This window comes from Halobacillus seohaensis, assembly GCF_042663045.1.
GTDB lineage: Bacteria > Bacillota > Bacilli > Bacillales > Halobacillaceae > Halobacillus_A > Halobacillus_A seohaensis.
Genome location: NZ_JBHSZV010000014.1, coordinates 165,268 through 180,014, shown reverse-complemented (window position 1 = coordinate 180,014; position 14,747 = coordinate 165,268). Strand labels below are relative to the sequence as shown.

The following is a 14,747-nucleotide window of genomic DNA, read 5'->3' as shown; positions in this document are numbered from 1 at the left end:
GGAAGTGAGGGATCAAAGATGAGTAGAATATACCGCTATCGCTTGCCCCCGTGGTGCCGACATCTATTGTATGTCATCGAACAAGCTAGCTTACCTATAGCTATTTATCAACTGTTTCGTACATTAATCTTTCCAACGACGATCGATATTTTTTTACTTGGAATTTGTATTGGTGTCCATTTAGCTTTCCGCTATAAATGGGTTTAATTCGGAATGTATACGATTTGACCTGGGGTTACCTCTGCTTCAACATGATTTACCTTTTCTAAATGTTTAACTGGGACTTCGTAACGTTCCGCAATCATTTCAATAGTTTCATCCTCTTGCACAATGTACATTTTCATTTGGGTATAGGTCTCATCTCTATTTGGAAATAGGTGCTGAAATATTTGTTTGAACCCATTCACTGATGGTGAAGATTCATTTTCTGTTTCTTCCTCTACATCTAATGATGAATTGCTATTCTCCCATCTATTAAGAGTAACTTCCTGTGGACTTTGCTCATACTGGTCAGGCTGGAAAAACTCAGATAAAGACTGTGAATTGTTTTTCCGGCTACTCTCTTCAAAATCTAACTCAAGTTCCTCTCTTACAGGTTCTTCATCTTTTTTTAGTTCAATTTCATTTTCCAGTTCCATTTCAACAGGTTCCGCTACCTCTCTAGCCTCTAGTTCTTGAGCAGGAGAAGGTTCTTCGTCTTTATATTGTACAGGTCCAATCGTTATTACACCATCATCCTCTTCTACGGGTTCAACTGCTCGTTCTTGTGAAATACCATTCATATTCAGCTGAGCATGCAAGCTTAATTGAGTAGGTTCAGGTAACTCATAATCAAAGGTTTCTATATTAATGACAACTTCTTCTAAATTAGCCACTCTTTCCTTAGACACTGTGATCTCAACAGGAAACAAATGAGTAAATGATGAAATCCCTTCCTCTTCCCGATCAACAACTTCGATTACTCGACCTGCAGGAACCGAGTCTGAATTCCTATAAGGTTCAATTTCTTTATTTGGCAAATACTCGCCCGAAAGTTCGACAGTACCATGTAATCTAACTTCTTCCCCTAAATCAGATATTGCTACTTTTGGCTCGAGTGAAATTCCAATTAATTCACTCACTCCCTGTCCTTCCTTAAACCATAGAGATTCATCGAGATAAAACGTAAATTCCTGATTATTTTGCATAACTATGTCCCCTCCCAAATTAATCAACAAAGTCACCTACTTTCAATCTATGCAATAGTTTGATTGATATACATGGGAAGGGTGAGAAAAAGAGACAATCTATAGAATTAAGTTGTTCAGTTCTTTATAGCTTCCAGAGAATCCAATTTCGGGTGTTTATTCAATTCAACATTTTTGTCGTGTTAACCAATGGTTCTGGCGTATTTACAGTAACATGAACAATAAGGTGAAAAGTTGTAACGGTTTCGATTATGGCAAGGGGGAAGTAGAGAACGACGATCCTCCTCGAAAAGCGTACCGTCGTTCTGATTTCTTTTCTCTGTTTCAAATAATGAAACCATCATTCGGTACTAATTGTTCTTCACTGCAAATGATTCGGCAACTAATTCACATAAAAAAAGTAGTTCAGTTAAGGGGTACAAATGCATTTTGTACTCCAAAACTGAACTACTCCGTATAGAATCCTGACTCTAACTCTTTTATAATGTTTGAAATACCGTTTCCACGGCCTGAATTGTATCTTCAATATCTTCGTCTGTGTGAGCACTAGACAAGAAGATCCCTTCAAATTGAGAAGGAGGAAGGAATACACCTTGCTCAATCATTCCTCTGTAATACCTAGAAAACATTTCTAAATCAGACTGATTAGCCGTTTCAAAATTTACTACTGGTTCATTTGTAAAGAATACACCTACCATTGATCCAGCACGATTAACTGTTAGAGGTACATTGTATTTTTCAGCGGCCGCCTTATAACCTTCAATTAAACGATCAACTTTCTTGCTGATTTTTTGGTAAGCAGCTTGATCCATAGCCTTTAGCGTCTCATAACCGGCTGTCATGGCTAATGGATTACCAGACAAAGTTCCTGCTTGATAAATATCTCCTACCGGTGCAACGCGCTCCATAATTTCACGTTTGCCTCCATAAGCTCCTACAGGTAGACCTCCGCCAATAACTTTACCGAGACAAGTCATGTCTGGCGTTACGCCAAAGTGTCCTTGCGCACTATTGTATCCCACTCGAAAGCCGGTCATCACTTCATCAAAAATAAGAACGGTTTCGTTCTCTTCTGTGATTTTCCGGAGATCTTGAAGAAAACCTTCTTCTGGAGGAACAACCCCCATATTTCCAGAAACAGGTTCAATAATAACTGCAGCTAGGTCATCTCCATATTCATCGAAAACATATTTGACACTTTCTATATCGTTATAAGGTACCGTAATTGTATTTTCAGCAATTGACTCTGGTACACCTGGTGAGTCAGGAAGTCCAAGAGTTGCTACACCTGAGCCAGCTTTAATGAGAAGAGAATCTCCATGTCCATGATAATTACCTTCAAATTTTAAAATTTTATTTCGACCCGTATATCCTCGGGCCACACGTAAAGCACTCATCGTTGCTTCCGTACCAGAATTCACCATTCGAAGCATCTCAATTGAAGGTACACGGTCAATTACAAGATTCGCTAACTCATTCTCAATTAGGGTAGGGGTGCCAAAGCTTGTCCCTAATTCAGCGGTTTTCTTTAAAGACTCCACAACGCGCTCATCCGCATGTCCTAGGATAAGCGGCCCCCAACTTAATACATAATCAAGATAGTCATTTCCGTCAATATCATAAATCTTTGAACCTTTTCCTCTTTCCATAAAAATTGGATCCATATGGACAGAATTAAAAGCACGAACAGGAGAGTTAACGCCTCCTGGCATTAAGTTAACCGCTTCTTTATAAGCATCTACAGACCGATCAAATTTTTTCATTGTGACCCTACATCCTTTCACATTATCATTTATTGGTTCAAATATCTTGCTGCATCTTTAGCAAAATAAGTAATGATTAAATCAGCTCCGGCACGTTTCATTGAAGTGAGCTTCTCCATAACGATTTCCTCTTCATTAACCCATCCATTTGCAGCCGCTGCCTTAATCATGGAATATTCACCGCTAACGTTATAAGCAACAAGTGGTAAATTAAATCGATCTTTAACTTCTCTCATAATATCGAGATAAGCCAAAGCGGGTTTCACGATCAGAAAGTCCGCTCCCTCTTCAACATCTGATTCTGCTTCACGAATCGCCTCTAATCGGTTTGCTGGATCCATTTGATATCCACGTCGATCACCAAATTGCGGTGAACTATGAGCAGCATCACGGAAGGGGCCATAAAAAGCTGAAGCATATTTGACAGCATAAGACATAACAGGAATCTGACTATAACCTGCTTCATCTAGACCTTGGCGAATAGCCGTTACAAATCCGTCCATCATGTTGGAAGGAGCGATCACATCAGCGCCAGCTTTCACCTGACTGACAGCGGTTTTCGTAATCAGTTCTAAAGATTCATCATTTACAATGTCCCCGTCACGAATAACACCACAATGCCCATGATCTGTATATTGACACAAGCAAGTATCAGCAACAACCGTTAAATTAGGGTGTGCTCCTTTAATGTGCTGGATAGCTCGTTGTACTATACCTTCTTCATGATAAGCTTGACTGCCTACAGCATCTTTCTCATTAGGAACTCCAAAGACGATCACAGATCGGACCCCTAGTTGTTCTAGTTCATTCATTTCTTCAGATAAGTTATCAAGTGAGACATGATGTACTCCGGGCATAGAAGCAACTGCTTTTTTCACTTGCTCTCCTTCTACAACAAATATCGGATAAATTAAATCATCCGTTTGTAAATGGGTTTCTCGTACTAATGCACGCATAGATTCCGTTCTTCTTAGCCGACGATGTCTTTTAAATTGTAAGTCACTCATATAATATCTATCCTTCCTAACTAAAGTGGTCAATTAATTGATCCGACATGGATTCAATAGTGAAATCATCAGGGTAATAAACGAATTGAAACCCTAATGACTTTGCTTCCTCAGCTGTCGTAGATCCTATGCAAAAACAAGGTTTTCTTAAAGCTTCTACTTTCCGTTCTCCAACTACACTCAAAAAAGCATGGATCGTTGATGGACTGGTAAAAGTAAGAGCATCTAGTGTATTTAAATGATTAAGTATTGTTTCTGACTCTTTAATTAGTAGAGTATCATAGACTGTAATTGATTCAAAAAAAACACTTTTGTTTTCAAATGCATTCAATAACATATCTCTTGATAAATTACCTCTCACGTATAGTATGTTGCCAGGATTCCTGTGATTTGTAAAGAACTCATCTGCCATAGTAACCGCTTGAAAGCTAGAAGGAATAAAATTAGCCTTTACACCATAGTTTTTTAGCACATCTTCTGTTTTCGAACCCACAACTGCCCATTGACAAGAAGTTGGCGCTACCAATCCTAGCAAGTCCAGCCATTCGAAAAAAAACTTCACGCCATTAGAGCTTGTTATGAAAACCCAGCTAAAATCGTGAAGTCTAGAGAAAATACGCTCATTTTCTATTGAGTTATTCAATTGAAAATCAATAAGGGGCTCATGGATCGTTGTAGCCCCAGCCTTGTTCAGTTGTGCAATAAAAGAGTCTGATTGAGAAGATGCTCTTGTAATTAAGACTTTCTTACCAATTAAAGGCTTCATTACTGGTCGAACTCCTCTTTAGCCTTTTCAACTATTTCTACAGCTCCCCTTGCTTTCAATCGATCAGCAGCCTCTTTACCAACCGCAACGGGATCGTTCCCTTTCACAACTTCATGTAAGATTTCAGAACCATCTGGTTTACCAACTAGCGCATTGAGAGTAATTTCATCCCCCTCAAGGTAGGCATAACCACCAATAGGTACTTGGCAACCTCCATTCAAATCAGAAAGAAATTTACGTTCAGCCTTTACGGTAGTTTCAGTATACTCATGATTAATCTGTTTTAAGAATTCGATAAGTTCTTTATCGCTTTCACGGCATTGAATAGCAAGTGCTCCTTGACCAACAGCAGAGACGCACACATCCGATTCTAAATACTCTGTTACGAGGTTATCGTCCCAACCCATTCGTTTCAAACCGGCTGCTGCTAAAATAATCGCATCAAAGTCTTCTTCTTTTAATTTTTTCAAGCGTGTATCTATATTTCCACGGATCCACTTAATTTCTAAATCTGGGCGGTAGGCTTTAATTTGAGAACCACGTCGAAGACTGCTCGTTCCAACAACGGCACCTGTTTTCAGATCACTCAAAGCTATATTCCCATTAGAAATAAAGGCATCACGGTGATCTTCACGAAGAGGAATTGAAGCTACAGTTAACCCTTGAGCAACAGCACCTGGTATGTCCTTCATACTGTGGACAGCCATATCAATTTCCTTATCATACATCGCTTGTTCAATTTCTTTTATAAACAAGCCTTTTCCTCCAACTTTCGAAAGAGTTACATCTAAAATGCGATCTCCCTTCGTGGAGATCCGTTTAATTTCAAATTCATAAGAAGGATCAATTTTCTTTAATTGTTCGATCACCCACTCTGTTTGTGTGATCGCCAAGTTACTTTTACGTGATCCAATAACTAATTTACGCACCTTAAATCCTCCTCAATTAAAAATGAAAGTTTGATAATGAACCGAATAAAAAGAAATTAACTAACAAAAATAAAAAAGCCGCACTATTAAAGATCGAAATTGCTCGTCCCTGGTAACTTTTCACCACTCGTAAAAACAGGTAGATTCCGTAAACGATAAGGACTAGGATAGACCCCAATGTTTTTGAATCATACCAATAGAAGGTGTCCTCAGAAACATACCCCCACGTTACACCTAAAACTAGTGCTATCAGGAGTAAAGGCATTCCAAGGATAACGGAAATATATGAAAAGTGATCAAGTTTCGTTAGATCTCCAAGGCGAAATAATTTCGCGTTCCATTTTTTTTGTTTTAGTAATCGATATTGAAACAAGTACATAACCGAAAAAATAAATGAAAAGGTAAAAAAACCATATGAAATAAGAGCAAGCGTAATATGCACAACAAGCATTTCATGAACCAGTGCTACCCCTTTATCATCCAGAATGCTTTGTGCTCTCGTTGAAATATGAATCAACATAACCATGAATCCAAGTAAATTAGTAAAAAATACTAGAAAATCAACTCTAAATAAACGGTTAATAATTAACGAAAACGTGACGAGAATCCACGCATAAAAATAGAGACCATCATAAACATTCATGATTGGAAAATTTTCTTTGACCAATACTTGTGCTAATAAAAAAAAAGTCTGTAATCCCCAAACCAAACTAAGTAACCAGAAGGCAAACTGATTAGCCTTCCGGTTATTTTGAATAAAATCAACAAAGTATCCAGTTAAGCTCAGACCATATAGCAACAAGATCAATTCATAAATCCATTTGAGCTCAAACATAGCTGACTCCATCCTTATGATTTCACGATCTTATTAAGTGTGGGAATAGAGAAATTTTCTTCTGAATTAGCTTTTAGTGATTTTTTGTTTTTTTTCTCTTGTTCTTGTACTTCTTTTTCAACTTCTTCTTCAATCCCGAAGATTTGCGTGAATAAACGTAATCTTTCCTCAGCTTCAGGTTTCGCACCTAGCTCTTTAGCTTGCAGAATAGGATCCTTAAGAATTTGATTAATAATACTCTTCGTATGCTTGCGTAAAACCTTTTTCTCACGTTCAGTTAATTCTGGCATTTTACGTTCAATGCTTTCCATCGTTTCAGCTTGGATCCCCATAGCTTTGGAACGCAAAGCTGAGATAACCGGAACTACACCGATCGTTTGTAACCATTCCTTGAATTCTACAATTTCAGCTTCTATTAACAGTTCGATCTCTTCTGCTGCTTGCTTTCTGACAGCTAAATTCGCATCCACTATACCTTGCAAATCATCTATATCATACAAAAAGATGCTATCTAAGTCTTGCATGTTCGGATCTAAATCTCTAGGAACAGCAATATCTACAAAGAATAGAGGTTTACCTTTTCTGCTTTTGTGGATAGGTTCCATTTGATCTCTAGTAATGACGTATCCAGATGCCCCCGTTGAACTAATCACAATATCTGCATCTGACAATACCTCATTAAGATTATCCATGGTTTTAGCTTGTCCATTAAATTGCTCTGCCACTACTCGGGCTTTGGAAAGTGTACGGTTAATGACAGTTACTTTTTTCACACCAGAGCCATGTAAGTTTTTAGCGGCAAGCTCTCCCATCTTTCCAGCACCAATAATCACAATATGTTTATGAACTAAATCACCAAATATTTTACGAGCCAATTCAACAGCTGCATAGCTAACAGACACAGCGTTTTCACCAATACCAGTATCTTTGTGTGCTTTTTTAGCCATCGTTACAGCCTGCTTAAATAGCTGATTAAATATTGTTCCCGTCGTTTTAGCTTCTTGAGCCTTCAGAAAAACCTGTTTAATTTGACCCAAAATTTGAGTTTCACCAAGCACCATGGAATCGAGACCAGACGTCACACGGAATAAATGTTCCATTGCCCCATCAGCTTCATAAATCGATAGGAATGGAGAGAAATCTTCTTTCTCAACTTGGAACCAATCCGCTAAAAATTGTTTAATATAATAACGTCCAGTATGAAGCTGATCAACCACCGCATAAATTTCCGTACGATTGCAAGTAGAAATGATTACATTCTCAAGAACACTTTTTTGGGCATTCAGTTTTTGCATAGCCTCTGTAAGATTATCCTCTGAGAATGTAAGCTTTTCCCGAATTTCCACAGGGGCTGTTTTATAATTTAGGCCTATTGTTAAAATATGCATTTCATCTACCCCCATATCAACGTTCCTATCTAATCACATATGATACCATTATAACATGAACTAATTAAAATCTTCCCTGAAAATATGAACAGATTTTGAAATCCTTATGGTAGGATATATTTATAGTTTAAATGGCGATTTCTTTCAAATTATAATAAATCTAATTTAAAACCTGAGTGTAATATATCAAATCATATCCCATTGCGCAAGAAATCAATTTTATTTTGCTATGTATTACTGGAGGAATCTTTTATGAAAAAACAAAATTCACTTTCAGGCTATTTATTAATCGGCTTAGGTCTATACTTCCTTCTTCGTCAATTAAATATACCTTTTTTGAGTCAATATTACTCATGGCCCACTATTCTTTTTATAATAGGATTTGCATTCTTATTACATAGTTACATGGCGAGAGATCATGCTAACATCCTCCCAGGAGCTGTTTTACTCGGTCTGGGCATCCACTTTCATGGACTTAGTCAATATGAGCATTGGATCGATCATTGGTCAATATACCCTATTATTGTAGGACTTAGTTTTTTGTTGAGATACTTCAAGACAAAGTCAGGACTCATCCCCGCTCTCACATTATTAGGAATATCTGCATTTGCATTTTTCCAGTCATCAAACACGGGTTGGTTTAGTTTTATTTATCAAATGATTAGTTGGACCGAGCAATTTTGGCCTTTGGTTCTTATAGTAGTGGGCCTCTTTATATTAAAAAAGCGTTCATAATTAACGTTTAAGACGAAAAAAACAAATCACAGCCATCAATGACCTTCATGGCTGTGCTAAAACTAAAGAATCGAACTTAAAAATCTTTGAGTTCGCTCTTCTTTCGGGTTATCAAAAACTTCTTTCGGGTGCCCAGTTTCTACTATTTTGCCATCATGCATGTAAACAACACGATCAGCAACCTCTTTAGCAAATCCCATTTCATGCGTAACAACCACCATAGTCATGCCTTCATATGCCAAATCTTTCATCGTTTGCAAAACTTCTCCTACGAGTTCCGGATCCAATGCAGATGTTGGTTCATCAAATAACATAATTTCTGGTTTCATCGCTAACGCTCGCGCAATAGCAACTCGTTGCTTTTGCCCTCCTGATAAACGGGACGGAAAATCATTTTCCTTATCAGCAAGACCTACTTTTTCCAATAAATCTTTTCCTTCTTTAATCGCTGACGCCTTAGCCATTTTCTTCACTTGTATAGGAGCTTCTGTGACATTTTCTAAGACCGTCTTATGTGGGAATAGATTAAAATGTTGAAATACCATCCCTACTTTTTGTCGGACTTGGTTTAGATTGTCCCTCTTTGGATTGACATTTTCACCACGAATAATAATTTCTCCACTGTTTTTCAGTTCAAGAAAGTTTAGACAACGAAGCATCGTGCTTTTACCTGAACCACTAGCTCCGATAAGTACGACCACTTCACTTTCTTTCACATTAAAATCTATATCTTTTAAAACATGCAAATCACCAAAGAATTTATTCAATTTATTTACTGTTATCATTTCATTACGTTCAGCCAAAATCATGATCCTCCTTCACTTATCACGAACAACCATTTTCTTCTCAACCAAGCTAACCACAAAAGATAATAGGAACACAAGTATTAAATACAGCACTTCTAAGCAAACCTGACAATTAGTCAAATGTGTTTCCCTTTTTTTCAGTGAGTACATAACACAATAAAAAAACCACCCCCAAAAAACTGGTAAGCAGTTCCGCTTCGGTGAAGAAACATACGAATTAACAGACTAATTAGTAGACCAAATCGCAACCCAGATAACATAACGAAAACAACTATAGTCAATTATCATGCTATTTACATTCTCTGTAGTGTAGCGCTGATCTTGCGCTACATGAATGACTAACGGGGTAGGATTGTTGAAGACTCGATTCCGAGATATTGTGTGGAGAAAGGTGGAAACATCGCTCAAACACCCATGGTAGAGTCTTTTTCCAGTAGTCTCCCTTTATGATCTGGAATGGTGGTTTCCCAATCATGGGAATGGGGTCTTGGAAATGGTGAGGAGCCTCCTGCGGGAAAGAATAGACTGGCGAGACCCCGCGAGCTTTAGCTCAAGGAGGCTTGCCGTCTTCCCCGCGGAAAGCGAGCCATTTCCAAGACCCCATTTTTCAGTACTTTAGTTTAACAAGACATTATAAAACAGAACGCTTGGATATTAAAATCCAAGCGTTTTTTCTTGCTATTTATGGTGCTAAACATACTGTGTTTTAAGTTTTTCTCCACGGTATCGGAACTACTTAAAAAAATTAGAGTGGCCTTATGAAACCTCTAAATATTCCAACATTTTTTTCCAAGCAAGTTCTTTCCCTTCCCCTGTTTCAGAAGAAAAAGGTATTAATTGATCTTTATCATCCAGTTCAAGAGTAGAGGCAATAAGTTCTAATTGCTTATTACGCTGCCCCTTTTTAATTTTGTCGAGTTTTGTAGCAATTACCATAACTGGCAACTCAAAATATTTCAGGTAGTTATACATCATGCAATCATCTTCGGTTGGTTTGTGCCGAACATCTATAACAAGTGCTGTTGCTTTAAGTTGCTCTCGTTCAGAAAAATATTCCTCCATCATACGTCCCCATTTTGCTCGTTCTTTTTTAGAGACTTTCGCATAGCCATATCCAGGAACGTCCACAAAGTGAAATTTTTCATTGATTATATAAAAGTTTAACGTTTGAGTTTTGCCTGGATTAGATGAGGTGCGTGCTAAGTTTTTCCTCTGGATCATTTTATTAATAAAAGAGGATTTACCTACATTTGAACGACCTGCTAATGCAATCTCTGGAATATATTCTTTTGGATATTGCGTTTTACTTGCCGCACTAATAACAATATCTGCTTCGTTAACTTTCATTTTGATCCTCCACTAATGCTTGATCTAACACTTCATCCAAATGTTTTACAGGAACAAAGGTCAATCCATTCCTTACACTTTCCGGAATATCATCTAGATCTTTTTCGTTTTCAGCTGGGATGATAATGGTCGTTAACCCAGCACGGTGAGCACTTAATGACTTCTCTTTCAGTCCGCCAATAGGTAAGACTCTGCCCCGTAAAGTAATTTCCCCAGTCATACCCACTTCTTTTTTCACAGCTCTTCCTGTTAAAGCAGAAACTAAAGCCGTGGCCATCGTAATACCAGCTGATGGACCATCCTTAGGTGTAGCTCCTTCAGGAACATGAATGTGGATATCATTTTTTTCTACAAAGTCTCGATCAATTTTCAAATCATTAGCACGAGAACGAATATAACTAAATGCTGCCTGCGCGGATTCTTTCATGACATCACCCAATTTACCCGTAAGCGTTAAATTACCTTTGCCCGGATAGATTGACACCTCGATAGAAAGCGTATCTCCGCCCGCTGCTGTATATGCAAGTCCAGTAGCTGCTCCAACTTGATCTTCAAGCTCAGCTTGACCATAACGAAACTTAGGACGCCCTATAAGCTCCTCTAATTGATTTTCTGTTACGACTACTCGCTTCTTATCGCCAGAGACAATAATTTTGGCAGCCTTTCTACAAACATTGGCTAACTGGCGTTCTAAGTTACGCACTCCAGCTTCTCGAGTATACATTCGTATTAATTTAATAATAGCTTCGTCTTTAAACTGTACTTTACTTTTAGTTAAGCCATTCTCTTTAATTTGCTTTGATAATAAGTGTTCTTTAGCAATATGAAGTTTCTCAACTTCTGTATATCCTGCAATCGATATTACTTCCATACGATCAAGTAATGGTGCAGGAATGGAAGCAACTGTATTAGCCGTCGAAACGAACATTACATTAGAAAGATCATAGTGTTCTTCAATGAAGTGATCGCTAAATGTACTATTTTGCTCTGGATCTAGTACCTCAAGCATTGCTGAAGAAGGATCGCCACGGAAATCACTAGCCATTTTGTCAATTTCATCAAGTAGGAATACTGGATTCACTGTTTCTGCCCGCTTCATACCTTGAATAATTCGACCAGGCATAGCACCAATATACGTTCTTCTATGACCACGAATCTCTGCTTCGTCACGAACACCTCCAAGGGAAACTCGGACGAACTTACGATTTATCGCGCGAGCAATAGATTTTGCTAATGACGTTTTCCCTACTCCAGGAGGTCCTACTAAACATAATATTGGACCTTTTATTGATTGAGTAAGTTGTTGAACAGCTAAATATTCGAGAACACGCTCTTTTACTTTTTCTAACCCGTAATGATCCTCATCCAAAATAACCTCTGCATGATTTACATCAAGGTTGTCCTCTGTTTTATTGGACCATGGCAGAGAGACTAACCATTCAATGTAATTGCGAATGACAGAACTCTCAGCGGAACTTTGAGGGATTTTTTCGTACCGCCCCAATTCCTTTTCTGCAATTTTTTCAACGCGTTCAGGCATGTTAGATTCTTGAATCTTCTCTCGGAGCTCCATTACATCGCCGGATTTCCCATCCTTGTCTCCAAGTTCACCCTGAATAGCTTTCATTTGCTCACGCAAGTAATATTCTTTTTGCGTTTTTTCCATTGATTTTTTTACTCGTTGACCAATTTTTTGTTCTATCTGTAAAACGTCTCTCTCATTTCCGATAAGCTCAATTAAATGTTTCAAGCGTTCTTTTACATTTGATGTTTCTAGAACAGATTGCTTTTCTTTAATTTTAACTGGTAAATGTGAAGCCACATTATCTGCTAAGTAACTTGGTTCATCTATATCTGACACTGTATTGTACGTTTCTTTACTTACTTTCTTAGATACTTTTACATACTGCTCAAATTGACTAAGCAACGTACGCATTAACGCTTCTTCTTCATTCTTATCGTCGTGAATATCTTCTAATTTTGTTACATCTGCTTCATAATACTTTTCACTATCACGTATATGGTCCACTGTTGCTCGATAAAGCCCTTCAACGAGTACACGGTTAGTTCCATTTGGAAGCTTAACCATTTGCTTAACTCGAGCTACCGTACCAACATCATACATATCCTCTGCAGATGGGTCATCAATGTTTACCTCTTTTTGTGAAACAAGAAAAACTTGATTATCGTCTATCATTGCTTGTTCTAAAGCATTTACAGATTTATCTCTACCTACATCAAGGTGGAGTACCATCGAAGGATACACCAAGAGTCCTCTAAGCGGAAGGAGGGGGATTTGTGTAATATAATTTTCTGACAATATTTGCACCTCCAAAATGCGAATCGTATGTTAATCATATAGAAATCTAAGTCGAAAGTAAAACATAAGGAATAGGTCTAAAGACTATGTCTTTTGCCGTATCAATCATAGGATATTTCTATTATAAACACTCAACCGTAGATTCATGCCTTTTAAATAAAGTTTATGTACAGCAGAAGCCGCGCTACAAGCAATAGCGCGGCTTTCATCATAGAAAATCATAAGGATTGAAAAATCAATCTACTTCCCCACTAGGGTAGCTTTCCCTAAGGTATAAGGCACATTTCCTTTTCCTTAAGCACTCTCTTTAGGCGTTTCCTTACCCTCATCTTCAACAGTACCATCTGTAAGAATTAGTTTCGGATAACTGTTTTCTTCAACTACTGTTTCCTTCGTGATTACACATTTTTCAATATCATCACGAGATGGTAATTCGTACATTACGTCAAGCATTGTACCTTCAATAATAGAACGAAGTCCACGTGCACCGGTCTTACGTTCTATAGCTAAACGAGCAATTTCACGTAACGCATCTTCTTCAAAGTCCAATTCAACATGATCAATTTGGAATAGTTTTTGGTACTGTTTTACAAGAGCGTTCTTAGGTGCTGTAAGGATTTCTACTAATGCTTCTTCATCCAACTGCTCAAGACTGCCAATTACCGGCAAACGACCAATGAATTCAGGAATTAATCCATAGCTAAGCAGGTCTTCTGGAAGAACTTTAGTAAGAAGCTCACTCTTCTCAGCGTCTAAATCAACTTGACCAGAACCAAAGCCGATAACTTTTTTACCTAAACGGCGCTTAATTATTTGGTCGATCCCATCAAACGCACCTCCAACGATAAACAATACGTTTGTTGTATCAATTTGGATAAATTCTTGATGAGGATGTTTTCTGCCGCCTTGAGGAGGTACACTTGCTTGAGTACCTTCAAGAATCTTAAGTAGCGCTTGTTGCACACCTTCACCAGAAACGTCACGTGTAATCGAAGGATTTTCTGACTTACGAGCCACTTTATCAATCTCATCGATATAAATAATTCCTTTTTCCGCTTTTTCTACATCGTAATCGGCTGCTTGAATAAGTTTAAGAAGGATATTCTCTACATCTTCACCAACATAACCAGCTTCTGTTAAAGACGTAGCATCAGCTATAGCAAAAGGAACGTTTAATATACGAGCTAAAGTTTGAGCTAGAAGAGTTTTACCGCTACCTGTCGGCCCAAGCATTAAGATATTACTTTTTGCAAGTTCAACATCATCATTTTTAACCCCAGCGTTAATACGCTTATAATGATTGTAAACTGCTACCGATAAGTTCTTTTTCGCTTGATCTTGACCTATTACATAGTCATTCAATATATGACGGATTTCTTGTGGCTTTGGTACTTCTTTAAATTCTACTTCTTCTTCATTACCCAGCTCTTCTTCAACGATTTCGGTGCATAATTCAATACACTCATCACATATATAAACACCAGGTCCAGCTACTAATTTACGAACTTGTTCTTGACTTTTCCCACAAAAAGAACATTTAAGCTGTCCCTTTTCTTCATTAAATTTAAACATTGAATTCACCCCTTTATAAAATGACGCAATAGTTGCGATTACGTACTCAACCGTGGCAATCGTTCATCGCTTTCTTTTGCCCATCATACCAG

General features: G+C 37.9%; 13 protein-coding genes. 2 read left to right on the top strand and 11 right to left on the bottom strand.

Annotation, left to right across the window (positions count from 1 at the left end; all coding sequences use genetic code 11):
• Window positions 1–18: 18 nt before the first annotated feature.
• On the top strand, window positions 19–207 hold the full coding sequence (locus tag ACFQIC_RS07170) for a hypothetical protein (protein ID WP_204707213.1): 189 nt from the start codon (window positions 19–21) through the stop codon (window positions 205–207).
• Here ACFQIC_RS07170 and spoVID read toward each other — a convergent pair.
• From spoVID to hemA, 7 genes are all read right to left on the bottom strand, one after another.
• On the bottom strand, window positions 204–1,187 hold the full coding sequence (gene spoVID / locus ACFQIC_RS07165) for a stage VI sporulation protein D (RefSeq protein WP_204707215.1): 984 nt from the start codon (window positions 1,185–1,187) through the stop codon (window positions 204–206). The two genes, ACFQIC_RS07170 and spoVID, sit on opposite strands and share 4 nt — an antisense overlap.
• 479 nt (window positions 1,188–1,666) lie before the next feature.
• Complete coding sequence (gene hemL, locus ACFQIC_RS07160) at window positions 1,667–2,950, bottom strand: glutamate-1-semialdehyde 2,1-aminomutase (RefSeq protein WP_204707217.1); 1,284 nt, start codon at window positions 2,948–2,950, stop codon at window positions 1,667–1,669.
• A gap of 29 nt (window positions 2,951–2,979) precedes the next feature.
• The gene (gene hemB / locus ACFQIC_RS07155) at window positions 2,980–3,957 is read right to left on the bottom strand and encodes a porphobilinogen synthase (protein ID WP_204707219.1); all 978 of its coding nucleotides are present in this window, start codon (window positions 3,955–3,957) and stop codon (window positions 2,980–2,982) included.
• A gap of 16 nt (window positions 3,958–3,973) precedes the next feature.
• A complete protein-coding gene (locus ACFQIC_RS07150; RefSeq protein ID WP_204707221.1) occupies window positions 3,974–4,723 on the bottom strand; it encodes a uroporphyrinogen-III synthase in 750 nt (249 codons plus the stop codon).
• Window positions 4,723–5,652 carry a hydroxymethylbilane synthase gene (hemC, locus tag ACFQIC_RS07145; RefSeq protein ID WP_204707223.1) on the bottom strand — a complete coding sequence of 310 codons (930 nt, stop codon included), beginning with the start codon at window positions 5,650–5,652 and terminating at the stop codon, window positions 4,723–4,725. The genes ACFQIC_RS07150 and hemC overlap by 1 nt, the downstream gene beginning before the upstream one ends.
• 16 nt (window positions 5,653–5,668) lie before the next feature.
• A complete protein-coding gene (locus ACFQIC_RS07140; RefSeq protein ID WP_204707225.1) occupies window positions 5,669–6,487 on the bottom strand; it encodes a cytochrome c biogenesis protein in 819 nt (272 codons plus the stop codon).
• A gap of 14 nt (window positions 6,488–6,501) precedes the next feature.
• Complete coding sequence (gene hemA, locus ACFQIC_RS07135) at window positions 6,502–7,875, bottom strand: glutamyl-tRNA reductase (RefSeq protein WP_204707227.1); 1,374 nt, start codon at window positions 7,873–7,875, stop codon at window positions 6,502–6,504.
• Window positions 7,876–8,127: 252 nt separating this feature from the next.
• On the opposite strand from hemA, the gene ACFQIC_RS07130 reads away from it, so the two are divergent.
• A complete protein-coding gene (locus ACFQIC_RS07130; protein ID WP_204707229.1) occupies window positions 8,128–8,610 on the top strand; it encodes a LiaI-LiaF-like domain-containing protein in 483 nt (160 codons plus the stop codon).
• A 62-nt stretch (window positions 8,611–8,672) separates the two neighbouring features.
• Here ACFQIC_RS07130 and ACFQIC_RS07125 read toward each other — a convergent pair whose 3' ends face one another.
• The 4 genes from ACFQIC_RS07125 to clpX form a co-directional block, all read right to left on the bottom strand.
• Complete coding sequence (locus ACFQIC_RS07125) at window positions 8,673–9,419, bottom strand: amino acid ABC transporter ATP-binding protein (RefSeq protein WP_390217007.1); 747 nt, start codon at window positions 9,417–9,419, stop codon at window positions 8,673–8,675.
• Between the two features lie 753 nt (window positions 9,420–10,172).
• A complete protein-coding gene (gene yihA / locus ACFQIC_RS07120) occupies window positions 10,173–10,763 on the bottom strand; it encodes a ribosome biogenesis GTP-binding protein YihA/YsxC (RefSeq protein WP_204707231.1) in 591 nt (196 codons plus the stop codon).
• Window positions 10,753–13,017 carry an endopeptidase La gene (gene lon / locus ACFQIC_RS07115; RefSeq protein WP_390217016.1) on the bottom strand — a complete coding sequence of 755 codons (2,265 nt, stop codon included), beginning with the start codon at window positions 13,015–13,017 and terminating at the stop codon, window positions 10,753–10,755. The genes yihA and lon overlap by 11 nt, the downstream gene beginning before the upstream one ends.
• Before the next feature lie 360 nt (window positions 13,018–13,377).
• Window positions 13,378–14,655 carry an ATP-dependent protease ATP-binding subunit ClpX gene (clpX, locus tag ACFQIC_RS07110; protein ID WP_204707235.1) on the bottom strand — a complete coding sequence of 426 codons (1,278 nt, stop codon included), beginning with the start codon at window positions 14,653–14,655 and terminating at the stop codon, window positions 13,378–13,380.
• Between the last annotated feature and the right edge of the window lie 92 nt (window positions 14,656–14,747).